This window comes from Paenibacillus aurantius (genome assembly GCF_032268605.1).
Classification (GTDB): Bacteria; Bacillota; Bacilli; order Paenibacillales; family NBRC-103111; genus Paenibacillus_AO; species Paenibacillus_AO aurantius.
On sequence record NZ_CP130318.1, the window covers coordinates 4,488,385 to 4,508,807 of the forward strand.

Below are 20,423 nucleotides of genomic sequence, written 5' to 3' on the forward strand. Positions count from 1 at the left end.
GGTCAGGGCCTCCGCGTACTGGTCACTTGAACATTGGAGTAGCCTTGCACAAAGCCTTCCTTATGAAAAACCGTCGGAGCCCCGCACCCCGAGCAGAAGGCGGCGTCTTCCCGGTTAACCCTCTCGCACTTTTTGGTAAAGATGTCGCCTTTATGCGTGCAGTTGTTGATCAAGGGGGCGGCGCACCGGACGCAGAATTTATCGGTCGGCTCGCCTTGGTGCTTGCACCGGATACAGGTACGGGGATCAGCCATCCTTCTTCTCCTTCCCGGACGCCGGCGAAGGCTTCACCGTATGAAGGCCTCCGGCCGTTTCATTATGGTTCCCGGTCACGGCGCCAAAGCCCTCGGTTGAAGAAGAGGAGCTTTTTCTCCCAAGAATAAGATTGGTCCCGGCATGAAGACCGGACGAGCCCGACAGCTTCTCCACGGACCAATCGTTCAGTTGAATGCGTACCATAAGGATCACCTGCCGTTTCCCGTTTCTAATGTATATGAAGGGATTGCTTCAATATGCCAAGCCGGCAGCAGGCTCAGACCTGCTGGTTGGTAAACCCGAACTTGATGTCCTGGTCGTTAATAGGCGTATCGATCACGACATTGTTGTTCAGAATGACCAGATTGCTCGGCAGCACGTTGTATTGGCCGAATATCGAAACATTGCCGACCAGCCTTTTGTTATGGCTGTCCCAGCCGAATTGCGTGTTCTCCCCGATGAATACTCCCGAATCGGTCTGCATGGCATTGACGACCACACTGTTGAGATTAACGGTTACCGCCATCGTCCTTCACCTCCAGAGGCCCGCCTCCGTTTCCGGCTGCCGCCTTCTCCTGTGCTTCAGCCTATTCCCCGTTGGCTCAGGAGGTGATTTCCACCCCTTCGCTTCTTATCACCCGGCTGATCATAATATCCCGGTCGTCAATCGGCGTATCGATAAGGTCGTTGTCGTAGACCACGTTAAGGTTGTGGGAGCAGCGGTTGAACATTCCGTTAATCGTTCCGAAGCCGGCTAGGCTTTTGGAATGGGCGCTCCATCCCCATTGGGTGTTAGGGCCGATGAAGATCCCGGAGGAGCGGTCGATCGAATTGACATTGATGTTGTTGAGGTCAATATGCACGCCCAGGTGGCGCAGCATGATTCATCCCCCGTTTCTAAATGCGCCTGCTTATAAATAGTATAGTATGAGAGCGTAGTCGGGGTTATGCCATAGGGGAGCAGCCGGGCACGCCGGGGCGGACGCCCGCATAAGCTTTTAACAGGAACGAACCCGGCGCCGGAGCCGGTTCACCCTGTTTTACGTAGAAAGGGGAGGCTTCTATCATGAGCAGCAGCGGAGGAAACGAGCCTTGGAAAACGCTTCACAATCTGTTCGGGGTTAAGCTGCCTTTTGCCGATGGAAAAGGTCCTTTCGGGGATACGACCCATTGGGTGGAGCCGCTGATCCAGGATATCCTGTCGCGTACGATTCCAAAGCCGGGAGCGGATGGCAAAACAACCAGCCTTCACGGGCATGCTTCCCCGGGCGGGATGGATTTCTCCTGGCTCGAAGGGGTGATCCGCGATGCCTTCAAGCAGGCCATGCCCGGGCAGCAGACCGAGACGGCCCAACCGAAAGAGGAACGAACCTACCGTACCTCCTCGGCCCGGTCCGTAAGACCGGTCTCTCCTTATATCCGCGAAACCGACAAATTCGTCACAGCCCGTTTCCGGATTTCGGAGAAGACCGTGACGGACAGCTTGCGAATCTTCGTCGGAACGCATGAGCTTCGGCTGGAAGGGCTCCCGGGAGGCAAGCAAAAGACCGTCTCCTTGCCCGCACCGGTTAAAATCATGGGCAGCCAGGCCCGCTACGGCAACGGGGTGCTGGAGGTCAAGATGCCGAAGAGGCCGGATGGCCGCGAGCAGGAGATTTTTGTCCGCTACCGGTAACCGCCGCCATCCGGGGTCTGCCGACTGAGCGCATGAGCTCGGTTGGTTCTTGTTCCTCTGGACAAGCCTCCTTCACCCGCCGCCCGACATGCTTTACGTTCTTTCCCAAAAGAAAAAACGGCAGGCGCCCTGCCGTTTTCCTACTTGCGGAACGGCAGGAGCCTGCCGTCTCCTCTAAGCCTCTTCTCCAGCTGCAGCCTCTTCATACGGCGGATGCGGTTCAGCTCCTCCGCCGTTTCCTCATCCACGCCCAGAATCGCATGCAGGTGGGCCGCCGCCATGAGCAGCGCCATGGAAAGCCAGACGACCCCAAAGATGGTGGGAAGGGTCCAGCCCTGCCCGATCTCAAGCTGCGGCACCGCGTAAATGATCATGCCGAGCGTCAGGCTCAGCAGCCCGATCGATTGAAACGCCTTCATCTTGCTCCTCCTCCCAAAGCTTGTACCGTTCATTGTATGCTCCGGAAGAAGCGAGTATGCTTAGCGGAAAACCGCCTCGAAAGGCTCCGTAATAATCTTCTGGACATCCTCCATCACAACGGACAGACGCCGCTCGGCTTCAAACAGCCTTCCAATCGAAGGATTCAGGTTCAAGACCTGGAAGAGCTTCTCCATTCTTTCCATGTCTTCCTGACCCGGCATGTCGCCGGCCATCATCCTTTGCTGCAGCTCCATGTTCTTCTCCCGGAACTCGGAGAGCATCCGTTTAGCTTCCGGTTCGGCATCGATTTCCGAGCGGAGACGAAGCATGTCTTTGTATTCGGGGCTTTCCTTAACCGCCCTGGCGAGCTCATGAGCCTTGTCGTGAATGTTCATGTTACCCTCTCCTTTGGGCCCTCTACCGGGCCATCGATTTGGTCATTCGGTCCGTGTTCCGGCAGCCCTTCCCACCCCCGGAAATGGGCGCTTCCCAATCACCAAGGGAAATATGTCCTCATATGATGAAGCAGTTGGTTAAAGCGGGCGGGCGTTCGCCGGGGAAAGAACCTTCCAGGAGGAACAGACCCAGCGTACACCATTCCCCTATAGAAGTAAATTCCCCCTCCCTGTCCTATTTTCATTTCCAAGTACCGCCCCTAAAGGCGAAGTCATGAAGGTGCGCCATGGCCAAACAACCAAATGCAGGCGGGCTCGGGATTCTGGCCTGCCGTACAGCAGGAGATCCGCCGTTCGGCGAACGGGAAACCTACCGCCGCATGTCCAAGGCGGGAGCCCGTCTCGGGATGGCGGTTACGGTTTTCTCTCCGGAAGGAATCGACGCGGACACCGGCCGGGTTCACGGCTACCGTTACAACCCGGACTCCGCCGGATGGGAATCCGGGAGCTATCCCTTTCCTTCCGTGCTTTACGACCGGATGTTCTACTCCGATCCCGGTCTCTACCGGGCAAGCCGCGAGCAGCTCAAAAGGCTGATCCGGCAAAACGGAGTCCGTCTTCTCGGCCGCCGCCTCGAAGGCAAATGGAGCCTTTACCGTTTGCTGCGGGAGGACCCTTCCCTTGCTCCTCACCTCCCCCGTACGGAGAGATATCAGGGAGCTTCCCGTCTCATACGTGTGCTTTCCTCCTGGGGCAGAGTCATTCTCAAACCGGATGGAGGCACCCAGGGTAAGGGAATTCTCCTTATCGCCAAGAGCCCCGAAGGAGGCTTCCGGGTATCCGGCCGCGATGCGGCGAACCATCCGGTCGACCGGACCTTCTCCCGTTCTTCCGGGCTCTTCGACTGGATCGAAGAAATGATCGGAGAACGCCGCTATTTGCTTCAGGAATACTTGACTCTTCGTACCCGTGGCGGTCTGGCGTACGATATCCGCTCCTTGATGCAGAAGAACGGCAAGGGAGAGTGGAGCTTGACGGGGATGGCAGCGAGGCATGGGCAGGCAGGCAGCCTCACGGCCAATCTGCATGGAGGAGGCTCCGCCTCCGAAGCGCTCCCCTTTCTTAAAGCGCAGTTCGGAATGGATGCGGCCCGTGCCCTTCTCTCCGTGCTGCACCGCCTCTCCGGGAGCATTCCGCCTGTGCTTGAAGACCATTACGGTCCATTAGCCGAGCTCGGCCTCGACTTCGGAATCGACACCAGCGGTAAGGTTTGGATTCTGGAAGCCAATTCCAAGCCGGGACGCGCCGTGTTCCATATGACCGGCGACCGCAGGGCCCGGCTCGGTTCTATTCATAATCCCGTCGCCTACGCGCGGTTTCTTCTCGACCGGCAGAAGCTCTGCCTGAAGCAGCCGCAATACGTTTAGGAGGATATTTTGATGAGTTTAGCATCGTGCACTATCCTTATCACCCAACAGACCGACAGGTCGATTGCTTTGACCCGGTCTTTAAGCAAAGCGTTGCAGCTCGGCACGGCCAAAACCGTCAACCTGAGGCTCGGCTCGAAGAATGTCACGGTAGCGCTGAAGCCGTTAAACCGCAAAGGGAATCTGTTGGTCATCCCCGCTTCCGTTGCGACCTCCATTCGTCTCCCCAGCCCCGGCAAGTGCCAGGTGAAGGCAACCGGAAACCGCGAGCTGCAGATCGGCCCCCTGATCGGCTTCCTTACCGGAATCAACATTCCGGACGGCAAGCCGGGCCAGCAGAAGCAGTTCATCCGTGAATTTCTGGAAGCGGGACATGATCGTTCGTATACGTTTGCCTTCTCCCCGTCAGGAGTGAACTGGAGGGATGAGGTCGTGACGGGGTATTTCCCCCTGCCCGGCGGCAAGTGGGTCCGCCGGACCGTGCCCCTCCCCGATGTCGTGTATAACCGGCTGGGCCACCGGGGAGCGGAGAAAACGATGTCGATCCGGGAGTTCAAGGAAAGGTTCGTCAGCCGGCGGATTCCGATCTTCAACTGGAGCTTCTTTGACAAGATGGACGTTTACCGCCTGCTGGAGGACGATCTTCAGGCGTTCTCCCACGTTCCGGAATCGAGCAGCGGACCCTCTCCGGAAGAAATCCGCCGCATGATGGAGAAGCATCGATTCGTTTACTTGAAACCGACGGCGGGCAGTCTCGGCTTCGGCATTTACCGGCTTACCTACAATCCGGAGAAAGGGTACTTTGCCCGGTACCGGAAGGACGGAAGTAACGTGCTTATCCGGTTCCCCCGCTTCGAGGGGCTGATGAACATGCTGAGGCGGCAGAACATCCGGCTTCCGAATTACGTCGTTCAGCAAGGAATCCGGCTGATTGAGCTGGATAACTGCCCGATCGACTTCCGCTTCCATATGACGAAGAACGGGGAAGACGAGTGGGTGGTGGCCGCCGTTGGGGCCAAAAAGGCGGGCCGGGGAAGCGTGACGACCCATGTGCGGACCGGCGGCATGCTGATGACTCCGGAGCAGGTGCTCTCCACCGTGTATGGAAGCCGAGGAGCGGATATTCTCGTCAAGGCGAAGGAGGTTGCCGTCAAGCTGGCGGAGGCGATTGAACGAAATTATCCCCACCGGCTCGGGGAGCTGGGCTTCGATCTAGGCATAGACCAGGACGAAACGATCTGGATGTTCGAGGCCAACGCCAAGCCCGGCCGTTCGATATTTAAACACCCGGCCCTGAAGGTCCAAGGAAAGGAATCGCTTAACAACCTGGTGGAGCACTGCCTGTTTTTGAGCCGGTTCCGGGCGAGGAGGGAGTCCTGATTGAGTGCCTTCGTTCTCGAAACCATGCCGAAAGCGTCCATGGCCATTCTCACCATGCCGGACTCGGTCCGGCCGTTTCGCGGCAATCACATCAACTTCATCGATCTGATCCGCAAGGGCAGGGAGCTTGGGGCGTTCGTCTTTGTGGTGACTCCCCGCGACTTGAAGCTCGGGCAAAAAAGGGTCCACGGCTATGTCTACAACATCGAGCAGAAAACGTGGACCCGCCAGCTGCTTCCCCTTCCCCAGGTCATCTATAACCGGATCCCGACGCGCAAGGATGAACAGCAGCCGGAGGTTCAGCAGACGATCAAGGCTTGCTTAAAGAACCCCTCGATCTCCTTGTTCAATCCTTTCTTCTTCAACAAATGGTCTCTATTCGAATGGCTCCATAAATCCAAGGCCACCCGCCGATACATTCCGGCCACCAAAAAGCTGGCCAGCCTGGAGGAACTGGAAGACTTTCTGCAGAAGCATACCGCCGCTTATCTGAAGCCGGTGAGGGGGAAAGCCGGAAAAGGGATCATGAAGGTGCAGCTCGGGACCCCGCGCGACAAGTACTGGTGCCGGCTCACGATCCAGGATCATAAGAACAGCCAGGTTTCGACCTACGACAGCCCTTCGAAGCTGTGGGCCGCCCTCAAGCAGGGGATAGGCAGCGAGGAGTATATCATCCAGCAGGGCATCAAGCTCGCCCGTGCCGGCAAAAGGCCCTTTGACTTGAGGGTGCTCGTGCAGAAAAACCATAACGGCGACTGGAGCTTCTCCGGAGTCGGAGCCCGGGTAGCGGGTAAACAGAGCATCACCACTCACGTGCCCCGGGGAGGACGCATCGATACTCCGGAGAAGGTGCTCACGTCCGCATTCGGGGGAGATCGCAGTATAGATCTTCTCAACAAGGTGAAGGAAACGGCCCTGCTGCTCGCCTCCCGGATTGAGAAGGCGTCGGGAGAGAAGCTGGGCGAGATGTCCATGGATCTTGGGATCGACACCGATGGCCGCCTGTGGTTCTTCGAAGCGAATTCCCGCCCCATGAAGTTCGATGAGCCGGATATCCGCCGGCGGTCGCTCGAAAGGATTATCCAGTACAGCCTTCACTTATCCAACGGGCGGGTGACGTCCACGGCCACGATATCGGGAAGAAAGAGGAGGTGAGCCCATGACGACCGCCCTTGGGATCATGGCGCTCTACGTCCGGGACCGAGCCTACTCCCGGGAAGAGCTCCCTTATTTCCGCAAGCTGATTACGGAGGGAAGACGGCTCGGTCTGGATGTGTTCCTTTTTACCCCGGAGGATGTCCGGCATGAAGAGCGCCGCATCCATGCCTCCCGTCTCGACCCGGCCGGCGAATGGTACCGGGAATCGGTGCCTATGCCCCGTCTTGTCTTCGACCGCTGCCGCTACCAGAGCCATCCCCGCTTCCGGCTGATGAGGCAGTTTCGGGCCCGGTATCCCGAGATCCTTTACCTTAACCGGCCGCTTGCGCACAAGTGGGGCAATCACGTTCGGTTATCCAAGGATCCCCACGTCCGCCGCCATCTGCCGGAGACGCGCCATTATCAAAGCAGGGCGGATCTGGATTATTTCCTGAAGAAATACCCGGTCGTCTATCTCAAGCCGAGAGACGGGACGGGAGGCCGGGGAATCGCCAGCATCCGCAGGAGAGGAGACGGCCTCTATCTTCTCCAAGGCCGGGACCCCCGGCTGAAAATCCTTAGGCCTGCCGTACTAAGAGCCTCCTCGATCCCCGGCCGGCTAAAGGACTGGGGGCTTCAGAAGAAATACCTCGTTCAGCAGGGAATCGACCTGGAGCTGGAGGACGGAAGGGTTCACGATTACCGGCTTCTTATCCAGAAAAACGGGAACGGGGAATGGGAAGTAACCGGTGGAGCGGGCCGCATTGGGGCGAAGAGAAGCGTGACCTCCAACATTCACGGCGGGGGCCGGGCGGTTCCCTGCGACCAATTGCTGCGCTCGCGGTTCTCGGCCGTGAAAGCGTCTTCCATCCGGGCCTCCATGGACCGGCTGTGCCACTCGACGGTCAGGCAGCTCGAGAAGCATTTCGGCTCCATGTGCGAAATGGCGCTCGACATTGCGGTCGATCCCGAAGGAAAGACCTGGCTTCTCGAGGTCAACCCCAAGCCGGCCCGGGAGGTGTTCCGGCTGATCGGAGAAGAGGAAACGTACCGGCGGTCGATCACCCGCCCGCTGGAGTACGCCCTCTGGCTTTCCCGGAACCGGGCTTAGGGCACCGTACTTTAAACAGCGCCGGACCAAACGGCGCCCTAGGAGGGAATCCTCCCTATAAACGGAACCCCCGTCGATAAAGACGGGGGTTCCGTTGTTTCCTTCTAAAGTTCCAGCAGCTCCGGGAAGCTTCGTATTTTAACATCGGCGCCGTCCAGCTCCGACGCTTTGCCGAACCCGGCATAATCGCAGCCGACGACGAACAACCTGTTCTTCTTGCCCGCCTCCACATCGGAGGAACGGTCTCCCACCATCCAGGCCGATTGGACACGGTGGTTGTCCAGCAGCTGTTTGACGAGATCCACCTTCGATTCGGTCCGGTATTCTCCTGCGGTGTACAGATTCTCGAACAGGTCGGCCACTCCTTTATGCCGGCTCACCAGTTTAACATAATTCTCCAATCCGTTACTGGCGATGAACAGCCGTATTCCGCTCTGCTGCAGCTTCCTAAGCGTGTCCTCCACGCCAGGATACAGAGCGCCTTCGCCCCGCTTCAGACAGGACAGCTGATGCTGAAGGAGAAGCTCGTCCGCGCGGCGGTGTACGGAAGCCGGCGATTCGGGAAGGACCTTCCGCCAGATTTCACGAATAACCATTCCCAGGCAGGAGGTTATCCTCTCTTCGGGAGGGGTCTCGCCCTCATAAAGCCCTTCCCGGCGAAGCTGCTCAAAGGTGGCATGGTAGGCAGGCAGCAGAATGGATTCGGATTGAAACAGTGTTCCGTCGAGATCGAAAATCATCGCTTCGGGCTGATGAAGCTTGTGTCTTATCATGCCTGTCCCCCTATCCGATTGGTTCATCTCTCTTAGATTAACGCCATTTCATGAAAACAAACCAGAAAACGAAAGTCAAATTCCGAAGCTGCCGAAGGACCTTTTCGTTCACTTTGGAGGATTAGTCCCTGTGCAGGCATTCCCACGCGCCAAAAAACCGGACACCCGGTCCGGCCTGGCAGCGCTTTTGTAGTTCGAGCTTAGAAAACCTTCTTGGCATCCCGCTCCGATTTGAGAATTTCAACGGCCTCCCGGAAGCGCTGGGAGTGAATGATTTCCCGTTCGCGGAGAAATTTCAGCCCATCCTGAAGATCCACGTCGTCCGTCAGGTCTATGAGCCATTGGTATGTCGCCCTCGCCTTCTCTTCGGCGGCGATATCTTCATACAGATCGGCGATCGGATCGCCCTTGGCCTGAATGTAGGCGGCGGTCCAGGGCACGCCGGAGGAGTTTGAGTAGAAGAGCGCCCGGTCATGCTGCGAATACTGATCGCCAAGTCCCGCTGCCTTCATCTGCTCCACGGTGGCGTCCTTCGTCAGCTTGTAGACCATCGTCGCAATCATCTCGAGATGGGCGAACTCCTCCGTTCCGATGTCCGTAAGCAGGCCGATGACTTTATCCGGAATGGTGTACCGCTGGTTCAAATAGCGCAAAGCGGCCGCCAGCTCTCCGTCGGCTCCCCCGTACTGCTCCAGGAGCAGCTTAGCCATATGGGGATCGCATTTGCTCACACGGACGGGATATTGAAGTTTTTTCTCATAAATCCACATGTGGGTAAACCTCCCGATGTATGTTCCTTAAACCTGCCACGGCCATGGCGCCTGGGCCCAATCCCAGGGCTCCCGGGTGGGGCTGTGCCCGAACTGCAGAAGGGGACCGTACGCCGCTTCGTATTGGGCGGCCACCTGGTGCCGTTTCAGGCTGAACTGATTGAATTGGGCGAGCGCCTGAGGATCGCGGGGGTGGGTGTCGAGGTAGAGGGTCAGCTCCACCAGCACGAAATCGAGCGCCTGCAGCTCCTCGAGCAGCCGGTAATACTGTTCATCCAGTTTGATAGCCATCGGTTTCCCTCCTTAGCACTTTTGTCCGGGGTATGGGCTCATGAGACAGGGCCATAGAACGCCGTGCCGCAGTGCTAGCATCGGGGGGAACTGCGGCAAATTCATCGGCTGGAAGCCGAGATAAAGATTCGGCGGAGTGTTATAGAACTTGACGGGGATGGGCGGACAAGGGTCGAACGGCCCGCGGAACGGGACGTACGCTTTAAAATTACTTGTATACATGGCGGTTCCTCCTGGCAAGGTCTGTAAGTCTTTTCTCCTTACCATATGACAAACGCCCATCATCGGTATGGGCGCCCGCCTATTCCCCCCGGATGGGTCCTGTACTATTTCGGGCAAAAGGGGTATACCTATCCGGCGTCCCTGCTTGCCAACGACGAAAAAGCCCGGCTCTTCCGCCGGGCTTTTTCCTTCTTTTCTTGTTTGGGCATAGGACCCGAGATAGCCGTTATTCCTCTCCGTCCCATTCCCGGTAAAACTGCTCGAGAAATGTCTCCATCAGCCGGTGGCGCTCTTCCGCCAGCTCAAGGCCATACGCCGTATTCATCCGGTCCTTCAGCTTAAACAGCTTCTCATAAAAATGATTCACCGCCGTGTCGTTGCCGCTGCGGTACTCTTCCGCCGTCATCGTTTCCCTGGGCTTCACTCCGGGATCGTGCATGGGCCGGCCCTTCCAGCCGGAATATACGAAGGTCCGGGCGATCCCGATCGCTCCGAGCGAATCGAGCCGGTCTGCATCCTGGACGACGGCTCCCTCGAGCGTACGCATGGGAGGACGCCCTCCGCCTTTGAAGGACATCGTGGAGATAATCTCCTCTACATGCCCGGCCGTATCCGGGTCCACTCCGTTCGCCTTCATCCAGCGGCTGAGCTCCTCCTCGGCGGCCCGGGGATCCGGGTTCAGCTTCTCGTCCGCGTAATCGTGAAGCAGGGCGGCCAGTTCACATACGAAGGCGTCCGCCTTCTCCTGCCGCGCTATCGTTCGGGCCATCCGGACGACCCGGTGAATGTGCCACCAGTCATGGCCGCTGGAATCGCGGGAAAGCTTGTCCTTCACCAGGTCTTCCGCCGCGGCCAGTATCCTTTCTTTGTCCAAGCCTGCTTCCTCCTTATGATTTCTGGGGCCGGGAGCCGAGGGTCATCTCCCCTTACCCGCCTGCTTCCATTTCTCCTTCACCTGCTCCCATTCCCGGTCATCCGGCTGCCGCTCCCCGTAACGGACGGATTCGTAAAGGGTAATGAGCTCCTTTAGAGGCTCCACCCGGTAAATTCCCCTCTTCTCCAGCTCTCTGCCCGCTTCCGACGGGGTATAGCGGCTTTCATGCCGATAGCCTTTGCGGGCGGCGGCTTGAAGAGCGCTTCGGTACAGCTGGCGAACGCGTTCCCGGTTATCTCTTCCCTCGCGGTCTGCTGCAGTCCGGCGCTTCCAGAAGGGAAGCGCCTCCGGGCTTTTACGGGCGGGCTCCCGGGTGAGGCGCGTCTTCTCGTCCCGGTAGCCCAGCTCCTCGTTCCCGGCGGCTTCCCGGCCGCCGCTCCGGACGTACCGCTCCCACAGCTTAAGGATCAGGGGAACCAGCTTGCGCCAAGCGACCACGATGAGCCAAACGGCCAGTGCCGCGAGTACGGCATAAGCGGCGTAGAGGAAGACCACCTCCAACGCTTTGGCCAAACGGGACGGTTCCCCGGGCTCTCCCAACGGGAACTCCGGCTGGCGGGGCGGTGGAGGCGGCGGGACGGCTTCCGGAGCTTCCCCGCCCGAAAACCGCGAGATCAGCCAAGCCACTCCGCTTCGGATGAGGAGAAGCAGCCCGTCGGCGGCCCGTCGGAGTGCACCCAGGTTGGCGGCCAGCAGGGCGAGTCCCGCGACGGCAAGCGTCCACCCGCGGTTGCGCCGCAGCAGCAATCGCCCGGCGGCGGAGCGCCGTACGTCGGAGCGGACCGCCTCCTCGAGCTGCCTCCCGCTAAGCACGAAGAGGAAGATCAACAGCGCCGCAAGACCGAAGACGTTAACCGCTCCTTGATGCGCCTGCCACTCCGGGAATCGGCTGAAGAAAGGGGACAAGACCAGGTAAATCCCCAACCCCGCCAGGTAAACCCTGTCCGGAAGAACCTCCGATGACCGGCCGAGACGGGACCCCCGCATCACCGCAAGAAAGGCGTACGGGAACAGCCAGCCGAAGCTCCAGGCCTCGCCCCCGCTCCACACTCCGGCGATGGCCGCTGCCGCGGCCAAACCGAAGAGGAGCTCCAGGATGCGCCGGTTCAGCTTCCCGCTGCGCCCGGCTCCATAACCGCCGGCATAGGCGGCAAGTCCCGCCGCGAGGAACAGCCAGAGGGAGCCTCCTCCAAGCGTATATTTCCAATAAAGGAGAAGAACGGGAAAGAACAGCATAAGCTCGGCTGCCGCTTGTCCCGCAGCCAGCCTCCATCCTGTCTTCATAAAGGATCCTCCCCTTTCTCCGCTCCCCCCGGCGTAACATCCGGCGTAAGCAGAAATTCAACGGTATTGCCGTTCTGGCGGAGCCTGGCCGCCGCAGCCGTTACCTTATCGGAAACATACGGGGTAATGAGGAGGTAGTCCCGTCCGCTTATTCCCGTATCCGCCTCATCCGCCAGGAACAGCTCGAAGGGACGGATTCTCTCCAAGAGCAGCTTGGCCAGGGTATCCATCAGAAACCGGGTGTGAAGCGTTCCGCTTCCCGGCTCCACCCGGACGGATTCCTTAGGGGTATCCGCACTCGCTCCATTGTAGGCGAAGCCCACCTCCATCCCAACCCGTCCGAAACGGTCAATCAAGGAAGCCGCCACTGAGATCCCAAGCTCGATCCGCTGGGTCTCCGTCACCCCCTGCCACATCATGTCCGATTCCTCTACATTGACACAGAGCATCAGCTTGTGGTCGGTCGTGTAATCCCGCTTGTAGACTTGAAGCTCCCCTGTCCGGGCCGTCGCTTTCCAATTGACGGAATTGAGGGCGTCCCCGTACCGGTATTCCCGGACCCCGGCGGTCACGAAGGGATCGTCTACGATCCAGCGCTTCGCGAGCTGTTCTCCCTGCCAGCTTCGGCTCGGAAGCGGAAGCTCGTCCAAAGGATAGAGCTTCGGGTAGACGAGAAGCTCCGCTTCGAACGAGAGGGGACGGTTCCCTGCGCGAATCCCGAGAAAGTCCCCGCATTCCATCACCGCGGAGCGAAGACGGTAGCATCCCCGTTTGGCCGCATGAACCTTATGCCTTCGCACCACCTTGGTGTTAGGCATGAGGCTGAAGAGGCTTTTATGATTCTGGTAATACTCCCCGGAGCTGACCTCCATTTCAAAACGGCTCTGGAATTCCAGTCCCGCCGAAATAAGCGACTCTACCCGAAGCCAAGGGACGGGGAGCTTCTTCGCATTGGCGATGATCTCCACGAGCTCCACTTGTTCTCCTTCGCTGCACGTCTCCGCGCTGAATTCCCTTGTATAACGGATGCGGGACAAGCCCCAGCGGCGCACGATCAAGCTTTGTCCTCCTACCGTCAGGGCAGCCGTTACCAGCAGCCATCCGATGCCCACCCTGTCCCCTCCTTTCGGTTCTCCTGCCGATCCATGGCCCCTGTTCCATCCATAAAGCTCCCCCATCCCGCAAGGAAAGCGTCAGCTCAAAGCCTCCGCCGGTACGGCGGTTGCCCTCAGAACCGAATCCACTACGGCTTCCGCCGGCGCCGGGCCGGAGCGGATCTGCTGCCGGCACAGGAGCCGGTGGGCCAGCACCGGCTTCGCCACCGCCTTCACATCGTCGGGCAGGACATAATCCCGTCCCCGCAGAACGGCGTACGCCTGCGACGCCTTCAGGAGAGCCTGGCTGCCCCGCGGGCTGACACCCAGTGCCACCTCGGGATGTGTCCGGGTGGCCTCCACGATGGCTACGATGTAGCGGAGCAGGTCCTCCGCCACCCGAATCCTCCCAATCTCCTTCTGCGCCTCCGCCAGATCGGCGCGGTCCGCCGCCGGCTGCAGCCCGTCCATCGGATTCGCTCCGCTGAACCGGGTAAGAATGGCAAGCGCCTCCTCCGTGCTTGGATAGCCCATCCGGATGCGAACCAGGAACCGGTCAAGCTGGGCTTCGGGAAGCGGGAAGGTGCCCTGGTTGTCGATCGGATTCTGGGTGGCCATGACCAGAAACGGCCTCTCCAGCTCGCGGGTTACCCCGTCGATGCTGATCTGCCTTTCCTCCATGCACTCGAGCAGGCTGGATTGGGTCCGCGGGGTAGCGCGGTTGATCTCATCGGCAATGACGACATTGGCAAAAAGCGGACCCGGCCGAAATTCGAATTCGCTCTGTTTCTGGTTAAAGAAATTAATACCGCTTAAGTCCGAAGGAAGCAAATCCGGTGTAAACTGAATGCGTTTAAAGGTCCCGCCCACGGAACGAGCCAGCGCTTTCGCCAGCATGGTCTTGCCGGTGCCCGGGACATCCTCGAGCAGAACATGCCCGGAGGACAAAAGCGCCACCAGCAGAAGGTCCATCACTTCGTCCTTGCCTACCATGACCGTTTGAAGATTCTCTTTTATCCGGTCTGTCATGGATTTTATAACCGTATGCTCCATCTCAACGCCTCTTTTCCGCCTTGATCCCATCCGGCCAAGTTCCGGTAAGGGAGAGGCCTGGCCCATCCAAGGAAATGACCTGGCCCGGCTTGTCTTGTTCTTTACTTCTCGTTGGTTTAGCCCTAATCCTTTTTTTGTTGTAAAATGCCGTATCCCTTAGAGGTTGGGTCCGGTCTGAAACAGAAAAAACACCCCGTGGGGTGTTTTAGTTCGTGGATATCTGCCCCAAAACACCCGTAGGGTGTTTTAGTACATGGTTATCATTCCAGCTTGATCCGGATCTTGAGCAGGCCGACCTGACGGAGCGCCGTATAGATGATGATGACCAGCGGGCCGAGAAAAAGGCCGATCACCCCCACCAGCTTGAATCCGACGTAAAGGCTGACCAAAGCGGCGAGAGAACCGATCCCCACGGCATTGCCGAGAACCTTCGGCTCGACGATCCGCCGGACGACGGTGACCACCGCGAACATAATGAGAAGGCCGGTGCCGAGGAACGTATTCCCCATGACGATTTCATAGATGGCCCAGGGAACGAGAACGGAGCCCGTCCCCAGAATGGGAAGAAGGTCGACGATTGTCACGAGAAAGGCAAGAGCCAGGGCGTAGCCCGTCTTAAGCAGCATCAGGCCCACCAGCATGAGAACAAACGTTATGGCGCTTAAGATCAGCTGGGCCATGATGAAGCCGAGAATCGCGCGGCGCAGAACCAGGAGGACGGAATCGATCTGCGGGCGGGTCTGCTCGTCGAATAGAGACAGGAAGGATTCCTTGACCTTGGGCAGGTTGATCGAATACAAGTAGAAGGCGAGAAGGAAAACAATCATCGCGATCAGCAGATTGGGGACCTTGGCCGCAAAATTAAGAAAATAACCCGTCACCCCGGTGAAAATGCCGGTGAGGGAACGAAGCGTTGAGCCCAGTCCCGTTTCGAGCTGGTCCGCCAGCTGCGGAGAGAAGGAGGCGACCATGGATTTGATGCTGTCCGTCGCCTGCTGGATCAGGCCGTCAGGATCGGTCCAGTGGGTAGGGACGGATTTGACGAAGCTGGCCGTTTCGAACACGATTTTGGCCCCGATGCCGTAAATGAATCCGATCAGGACCAGCGTAAAAAGCGTGCAGATCAGCATGGAGGCAAGCGGACGCTTAATCCGGTTGAACCTCATGACCAGCTGAACGAGCGGCTCCAGCAGGATGGCGAACACCAACGCGAGCAGGAACGGAGCTCCGTAGGTGAAGAAACCGTAAAGGAGCAGAAGCCCCAGAACGATGGTGATCAATGATTTGATGGACACGTTTTCCCTCCTATGGCCTTACGGGGCTTTCCTTTCCTATCAAGAGGTCGGCACCGCGCCCGCCGACGGAGTCGACGGCTTCTCCGGCTTGTAAATGTTCACCCGGACAATCCGCAGCCGCTCGGCCTCCGCCACTTCGAACGTATGGCCCCCGAAGACGAACTTCTTGCCTTTGGCGGGAACCCCTTCCAGCTTCTTGAACAGCCAGCCGCCGATGGAATCCACTTCCTCATCATGAAGGTCTAGAGCAAGCAGGTCCGATACATCTTCAATGAGCATGCGTCCGTCCACCGAGACGATATTTTCCTTTACTTCGTATTCAGGGCGCTCGTTGTCGAACTCATCCTGGATCTCTCCGACGATTTCTTCCAGGATGTCTTCGGCGGTCAGAAGCCCCGCCGTTCCGCCGTATTCATCGACCACGATGGCAAGCTGGGATTTTCTCTTCTGCATGAGGCGCAGAACATGGCTGATCTCCATCGATTCCGGCACGGTGAGAATCGGCCGCACCAGCTTGCGCAGCTCCTTCGGCGGCTCCTCGCCGCCCGTCAGAATATCGGTAATGTGCACGAAGCCGATAATCTGATCCTTGTCTTCCACCGCTACGGGATAACGGGTGTGTCTCGTGTTGTGGACGAGCAGAAGGTTCTCTTCCATGGTAGCGTCGGTGAACAGACAGTCGATGTCCGTCCGTGGAAGCATGATCTCCCGGGCAAGCCGGTCGGAGAATTCGAAGATGTTATCGAAAAGGACCAGCTCGTCGCGGTCGATATGCCCGCTTTTGGCGCTCTGGTTCATCAGGATCCGGATTTCTTCTTCCGTATGGGCCTCATGCTCCCCTCCGGGCTGGATCCCGATCAGCTTAAGCACTCCTACCGAGGCGGCATTGAGCACCCAAATCAGGGGACGGAAAATCTTGTTGAACAGGATCATGGGGCCGGACAGCAGCATCGCCGTCCCTTCCGCCTTGCGGATCGCCAGCGTCTTCGGCGCTTGCTCCCCGAACACGATATGAAAGAAGGTAATGGTCAGAAACGCAGCGAGGAAAGAAAGCACGCTGCTGAGCGTGTCGTTATGTACGTTAAGCCGCTCCAGCAGCGGATCCATCACCAGCTCCGAAATGGTCGGCTCCCCCACCCACCCGAGTCCGAGGGAAGCAAGTGTTATCCCCAATTGGGTGGCGGACAGATAAGTATCCAGCCTGCGGGTGATAGTCATGGCATATTTCACGTTTTTTCCTTCGTTAGCGAGCTCCTGGAGACGGGTCTGCCGGATCTTTACGAAGGCGAATTCCGCCGCGACGAAGATTCCGTTCAGGGCGACCAGCAGGAGAACGATAAGCAGATTCCAGGTAATTTTGCCAAGCTCGAATTCAGTTTCCATGACAGTCTCCTTTGAAACCGGCGTATTGTGACGTTTATCCCTTTTACCCTCGTTATCCGCTCCTTGAATCCATCAAAGGCGTCATACCTAGAGCGGCACGGCGCGCCGCTTCTTGAAATCCATGCCGGCATAATAGGAATCCGCGACGAGCAGGTTCGGCCCGCAGCAGGCCGCTTCGGGACAATGGCAGTTAACCGTGCGGTTGAGCGGATGGTCCTCCCACTCACGGAAAACATCGGGGAGCCGGTCCCGGCTAATGTTCCCGAGAGGAGGCATAGCGGCAAAATCGGTGACGTACACATCCCCCGTAAACAGGTTGACGTTCAACCGGTTGCGTCCGTCAGGGTCGTTGCGTACCGTCACCCCCGGCTCCCGGCGAAGCCGGCGGATCAGCTCCAGCTCCTCTTCCTTGTCGCTGCAGCCGAAGAAGGGCAGCGTGCCGAACAGCATCCACAGGTCAGGGTCCCGGGCATCGAGCAGCCGGTGAATGGCTTGGCGGATCTGCTCGAGCGTAAGCGATGGCAGCCCGGCGGCAAAAGCACTCGGGTACATCGGATGAACCTCGTGCCGGCGGCAGCCCATGTCCCGGATCAGCCGGTGAATGGCGCCGATCTTCTCGTGCGTGCGGAAATTGATCATGGATTCCGCGGAGACGAAGAGGCCTCCCCGGCTTAAGGCCGCCGTGTTTTCCACCATCCGCTCGTACAGCTTGACGGCCGCCTCCCGTCCGACGGGATGAGCGGAGTTGGCGAAACCCACGCGGTGGAAATCGTCCGCGTTCAAATAATTGAAGGAAATGTGCATGACGTCGAGATAAGGCGCCATCAGCTCGTACCGCCCGAGGTCGAGCGTTACATTGGAATTGATTTGCGTGCGGACACCACGGTCCTGGGCGTATTTCAGCAGGGGAACGATGTAGTCCTTGATCGTCGACATCCGGTAGGAGGGTTCCCCCCCGGTTAGGGAAATGGTCTGAAGGGTCTCCACCTCATCGAGGCGCCTCAGCATAACCGCAAGCGGCAGCTTCTCCCCTTCCGTCATCACAAGGGAATCCCCTACCGCGCAGTGCTCGCATCTCATGTTGCACAGATTGGTGACGGTCATTTCCACACTGGTTAACACATGCTTTCCGTATTTCTGCAAGGAGCCGATCGGATCCCACGGATCGTTGACCGGACTCATGACGGCTTTATTCACACTCTTCACACCTGACTTATCGGTTTGACCTTTATTTTATCGCATCTTCCCGCAAAATAAAAACCTTGCTTCAGCCGCCTCCCGCCGGGGTCTTTCCCTTGATCCAGCGGGGCGCCCACCAATTCGCCCGGCCGAGCAGCTTCATAAGGGCGGGCACCATGATGACGCGGATGAGCGTAGCATCGATAAAGACGGCACAGGACAGGCCGATCCCGAGCGCCTTGATGATTTCAATGTCGGTAAAAATAAACGAGCCCACCACGACGACCAGAATGAACGCCGCGCTCGTAATGAGGCTTCCCGTTTTCTTGAGGCCTTCCGCCGTGCTTCTCTCGTTATCGCCGGTCTTCTCGTATTCCTCCATGATGCGGGAAATGAGGAATACCTCGTAATCCATGGATATCCCGAACACCACGCAGAAAATAATAACAGGCAGCGTGGCCATGACGTAGCCGGTCGAGGTGATGTTCAGCCAGCCCGCCCCATAGCCGTGCTGGAACACGCTCACCACAATTCCGAGGCTGGCTCCCAGGCTCAGCACATTCATGAGCACGGCCTTCAGCGGAAGCAGGACCGAACGGAAAGCGAGGAGCAGGACGAAATAAGTCACCACCATCACGAAGCCGACGACATACGGGGTGCCCCGGTTGATCCGGTCAAGCATGTCCACCCGGTAGGCCGGCCCCCCGGTTACGAGCGCTTTCAGCCCGCCGGCGTCCAGCTTGCGAAGCTCCTTGACGAGCTGCTCCGCCTCCTTCCCGTCCGGATCGACCGAAGGAATGACCGTAAGGAGCGCGGAACGGTCCTTCGCCAAATGCCTCTCCTCCACGCCCCGCCGGTTCGCTTCCTGGGCGTAGAAGGCCGCCGTCTGCTCGGCCGGAAGGTTTCCCGGCAGGGTGGCGTAGCTCTGAATCTCCTTCACCCCGGAGGTACTGCGGATAATCTCAGCGAAGGCTTGAACCTGGCGGATCGTCTCCTCGCTCCAAATTTCCCCCTTGGCCTCGACATAAACCTGCAGCGGATTCATTTGGCCCGGGTCATACGCCTGCTTGATCAGATCCGATCCGCTTCGGGATTCATAGCGGGGAGGCAGAACCTCCGCATTCGGCACCCCGAGCTTGAGGCCCCCGAGCGGGAGCATCAGGGCGATCAGGGCGCAGCTCATGACGAGCACAAGAAGCAGCGGCCGCTTCATCACCGCATAAGACACTGTCTCCCATAGACGAGACTCCCTTCCCTGCAGACGGGCCGGCAGTACCCGCCAGGAATTGATCCGCGTGCCGAGAAGGCCCAGTAAAGCGGGAAGAAGGGTATTGGCCGCAAGGACGGACGTCATGACGACGAGTACTCCCCCTAGGCATAACGACTGGAAGATCGACAGGTTGATGAACAGCATGCCGAAGAGGCCGATGAGAACGGCAGCCCCCGAGAAGAAGATGGACCGGCCGGCCGTCTGGCTCGTCATCGCCACCGCTTCCCCAACGGATTCCCTCCGCTTCAGCTCCTCCCGGAACCGGCTCACCATGAACAGGGCGTAATCGATTCCGACCGCAAGCCCGAGCATGGTGACCATGTTGGGAAGGAAATTCGATAAGGACTGCTCCCGGGCGATGAAATAGACGATCCCAAGTGTAGAGGCCACGCTCATGACGCCCACCACCATGGGAAGAAGAGCGCCCGGAACGGTTCCAAAAATCAGCAGAAGAACGATCAGGGCAATGGGCAGCCCGATCACCTCCGCCTTCGCGATATCGCTTTTGGAGGCCTGCTGCATGTCATAGAGAATGGCAGGGCCCCCGGTTACGTCCACCTTCATCCCCGCTGGGGGAACGGTTTTCTCTCGAATGTCCGGATACTTCTCCAGGGAGGCATCCGTGCCAAGCTCCAAATTCACCAATACCGTGTGAACGGGGGGCCCGCCTTCCTTCCGCGCGGCGGGATTCAGCTGAACGCCGGACACATACGGAAGAGCTTTAACCGGCTCGAGGGATTCAAGAATCGCCTTAACCGTCTGGCTTTCCTCTTGTTCCCCTGTCCCTTCCTTAGGCGAATAGACAAAGGTCAGTTGAGAAGGAGCGGCCCCGAGCTTCTCCTGAAGGCTCAGGAGCCCCTTGTCCGAATCGCTTCCTTTCGGGGTGAACCCGCTGTCGTTCATCAGCCCCGGCGCTTTCTGGGCAAACCACCCTAACCCTATGAACAGCAGCAGCCAGCCCACCAGCACCACCTTCCGGTACCGGTACATGGCCATGCCCCAATGCCAGAACCAACCCTTGCTTTCCGTTTCTCTCATGTGGTCCTCCCGCCCTCCCGCTTGCACGTTTTGCTTC

General features: G+C 58.6%; 23 protein-coding genes. 5 read left to right on the forward strand and 18 right to left on the reverse strand.

The window, feature by feature from the left end:
* Nucleotides 1-2: 2 nt before the first annotated feature.
* The 4 genes from MJA45_RS20390 to MJA45_RS20405 all read right to left on the reverse strand — a co-directional run bounded on the left by MJA45_RS20390 (nt 3) and on the right by MJA45_RS20405 (nt 1,136).
* Nucleotides 3-254, reverse strand: coding sequence for a hypothetical protein (locus MJA45_RS20390; RefSeq protein ID WP_315603735.1), 252 nt, complete (start codon nt 252-254; stop codon nt 3-5).
* Nucleotides 247-459, reverse strand: coding sequence for a hypothetical protein (locus MJA45_RS20395; protein ID WP_315603736.1), 213 nt, complete (start codon nt 457-459; stop codon nt 247-249). Before MJA45_RS20395 ends, MJA45_RS20390 begins: the two co-directional genes overlap by 8 nt.
* Nucleotides 460-532: 73 nt before the next feature.
* Nucleotides 533-781 (reverse strand): hypothetical protein, encoded by a 249-nt coding sequence (locus MJA45_RS20400; protein WP_315603737.1) that lies wholly within the window; start codon nt 779-781, stop codon nt 533-535.
* Between the two features lie 76 nt (nt 782-857).
* Nucleotides 858-1,136, reverse strand: coding sequence for a spore germination protein (locus MJA45_RS20405; RefSeq protein ID WP_315603738.1), 279 nt, complete (start codon nt 1,134-1,136; stop codon nt 858-860).
* Between the two features lie 185 nt (nt 1,137-1,321).
* On the opposite strand from MJA45_RS20405, the gene MJA45_RS20410 reads away from it, so the two are divergent.
* Entirely contained in the window at nt 1,322-1,930 is a 609-nt protein-coding gene (locus tag MJA45_RS20410) for an Hsp20/alpha crystallin family protein (RefSeq protein ID WP_315603739.1), read from the forward strand.
* Between the two features lie 140 nt (nt 1,931-2,070).
* Here the strand turns inward: MJA45_RS20410 and MJA45_RS20415 are convergent, their stop codons facing one another.
* Nucleotides 2,071-2,349, reverse strand: coding sequence for a hypothetical protein (locus tag MJA45_RS20415; protein WP_315603740.1), 279 nt, complete (start codon nt 2,347-2,349; stop codon nt 2,071-2,073).
* Nucleotides 2,350-2,409: 60 nt separating this feature from the next.
* Entirely contained in the window at nt 2,410-2,745 is a 336-nt protein-coding gene (locus MJA45_RS20420; RefSeq protein WP_315603741.1) for a YlbF/YmcA family competence regulator, read from the reverse strand.
* A 287-nt stretch (nt 2,746-3,032) separates the two neighbouring features.
* Here MJA45_RS20420 and MJA45_RS20425 point away from each other — a divergent pair, with 287 nt between their 5' ends.
* Genes MJA45_RS20425 through MJA45_RS20440 form a run of 4 tightly spaced genes read left to right on the forward strand, consistent with a single transcriptional unit; the run spans nt 3,033 to nt 7,800 of the window.
* Complete coding sequence (locus MJA45_RS20425) at nt 3,033-4,172, forward strand: YheC/YheD family endospore coat-associated protein (RefSeq protein WP_315603742.1); 1,140 nt, start codon at nt 3,033-3,035, stop codon at nt 4,170-4,172.
* A gap of 12 nt (nt 4,173-4,184) precedes the next feature.
* Nucleotides 4,185-5,552, forward strand: coding sequence for a YheC/YheD family endospore coat-associated protein (locus MJA45_RS20430; protein ID WP_315603743.1), 1,368 nt, complete (start codon nt 4,185-4,187; stop codon nt 5,550-5,552).
* Nucleotides 5,553-6,707, forward strand: a complete 1,155-nt coding sequence (locus tag MJA45_RS20435) for a YheC/YheD family endospore coat-associated protein (protein ID WP_315603744.1) — start codon at nt 5,553-5,555, stop codon at nt 6,705-6,707. It abuts the gene before it with no gap.
* Nucleotides 6,708-6,711: 4 nt separating this feature from the next.
* Entirely contained in the window at nt 6,712-7,800 is a 1,089-nt protein-coding gene (locus MJA45_RS20440) for a YheC/YheD family endospore coat-associated protein (RefSeq protein ID WP_315603745.1), read from the forward strand.
* Nucleotides 7,801-7,904: 104 nt separating this feature from the next.
* Here MJA45_RS20440 and MJA45_RS20445 read toward each other — a convergent pair whose 3' ends face one another.
* The 12 genes from MJA45_RS20445 to MJA45_RS20500 all read right to left on the reverse strand — a co-directional run bounded on the left by MJA45_RS20445 (nt 7,905) and on the right by MJA45_RS20500 (nt 20,386).
* On the reverse strand, nt 7,905-8,573 hold the full coding sequence (locus tag MJA45_RS20445) for an HAD family hydrolase (RefSeq protein ID WP_315603746.1): 669 nt from the start codon (nt 8,571-8,573) through the stop codon (nt 7,905-7,907).
* A gap of 200 nt (nt 8,574-8,773) precedes the next feature.
* Entirely contained in the window at nt 8,774-9,343 is a 570-nt protein-coding gene (locus tag MJA45_RS20450; protein WP_315603747.1) for a manganese catalase family protein, read from the reverse strand.
* A 27-nt stretch (nt 9,344-9,370) separates the two neighbouring features.
* Nucleotides 9,371-9,634: a spore coat protein CotJB gene (locus MJA45_RS20455; RefSeq protein WP_315603748.1), complete on the reverse strand. Its 264-nt coding sequence runs from the start codon at nt 9,632-9,634 to the stop codon at nt 9,371-9,373.
* A 12-nt stretch (nt 9,635-9,646) separates the two neighbouring features.
* The gene (locus MJA45_RS20460; RefSeq protein WP_315603749.1) at nt 9,647-9,856 is read right to left on the reverse strand and encodes a spore coat associated protein CotJA; all 210 of its coding nucleotides are present in this window, start codon (nt 9,854-9,856) and stop codon (nt 9,647-9,649) included.
* A 226-nt stretch (nt 9,857-10,082) separates the two neighbouring features.
* Nucleotides 10,083-10,730 carry an HD domain-containing protein gene (locus tag MJA45_RS20465; RefSeq protein ID WP_315603750.1) on the reverse strand — a complete coding sequence of 216 codons (648 nt, stop codon included), beginning with the start codon at nt 10,728-10,730 and terminating at the stop codon, nt 10,083-10,085.
* Nucleotides 10,731-10,772: 42 nt separating this feature from the next.
* On the reverse strand, nt 10,773-12,074 hold the full coding sequence (locus tag MJA45_RS20470) for a DUF4129 domain-containing protein (protein WP_315603751.1): 1,302 nt from the start codon (nt 12,072-12,074) through the stop codon (nt 10,773-10,775).
* A complete protein-coding gene (locus tag MJA45_RS20475; protein ID WP_315603752.1) occupies nt 12,071-13,186 on the reverse strand; it encodes a DUF58 domain-containing protein in 1,116 nt (371 codons plus the stop codon). The genes MJA45_RS20470 and MJA45_RS20475 overlap by 4 nt, the downstream gene beginning before the upstream one ends.
* An 81-nt stretch (nt 13,187-13,267) precedes the next feature.
* Entirely contained in the window at nt 13,268-14,221 is a 954-nt protein-coding gene (locus tag MJA45_RS20480) for an AAA family ATPase (protein WP_315603753.1), read from the reverse strand.
* Between the two features lie 260 nt (nt 14,222-14,481).
* Complete coding sequence (gene ytvI / locus MJA45_RS20485; protein ID WP_315603754.1) at nt 14,482-15,516, reverse strand: sporulation integral membrane protein YtvI; 1,035 nt, start codon at nt 15,514-15,516, stop codon at nt 14,482-14,484.
* Between the two features lie 39 nt (nt 15,517-15,555).
* A complete protein-coding gene (locus tag MJA45_RS20490) occupies nt 15,556-16,899 on the reverse strand; it encodes a hemolysin family protein (protein ID WP_315603755.1) in 1,344 nt (447 codons plus the stop codon).
* A gap of 87 nt (nt 16,900-16,986) precedes the next feature.
* Nucleotides 16,987-18,081 (reverse strand): radical SAM/CxCxxxxC motif protein YfkAB, encoded by a 1,095-nt coding sequence (yfkAB, locus tag MJA45_RS20495; protein WP_315608068.1) that lies wholly within the window; start codon nt 18,079-18,081, stop codon nt 16,987-16,989.
* Nucleotides 18,082-18,166: 85 nt separating this feature from the next.
* Entirely contained in the window at nt 18,167-20,386 is a 2,220-nt protein-coding gene (locus MJA45_RS20500) for an MMPL family transporter (protein WP_315603756.1), read from the reverse strand.
* Between the last annotated feature and the right edge of the window lie 37 nt (nt 20,387-20,423).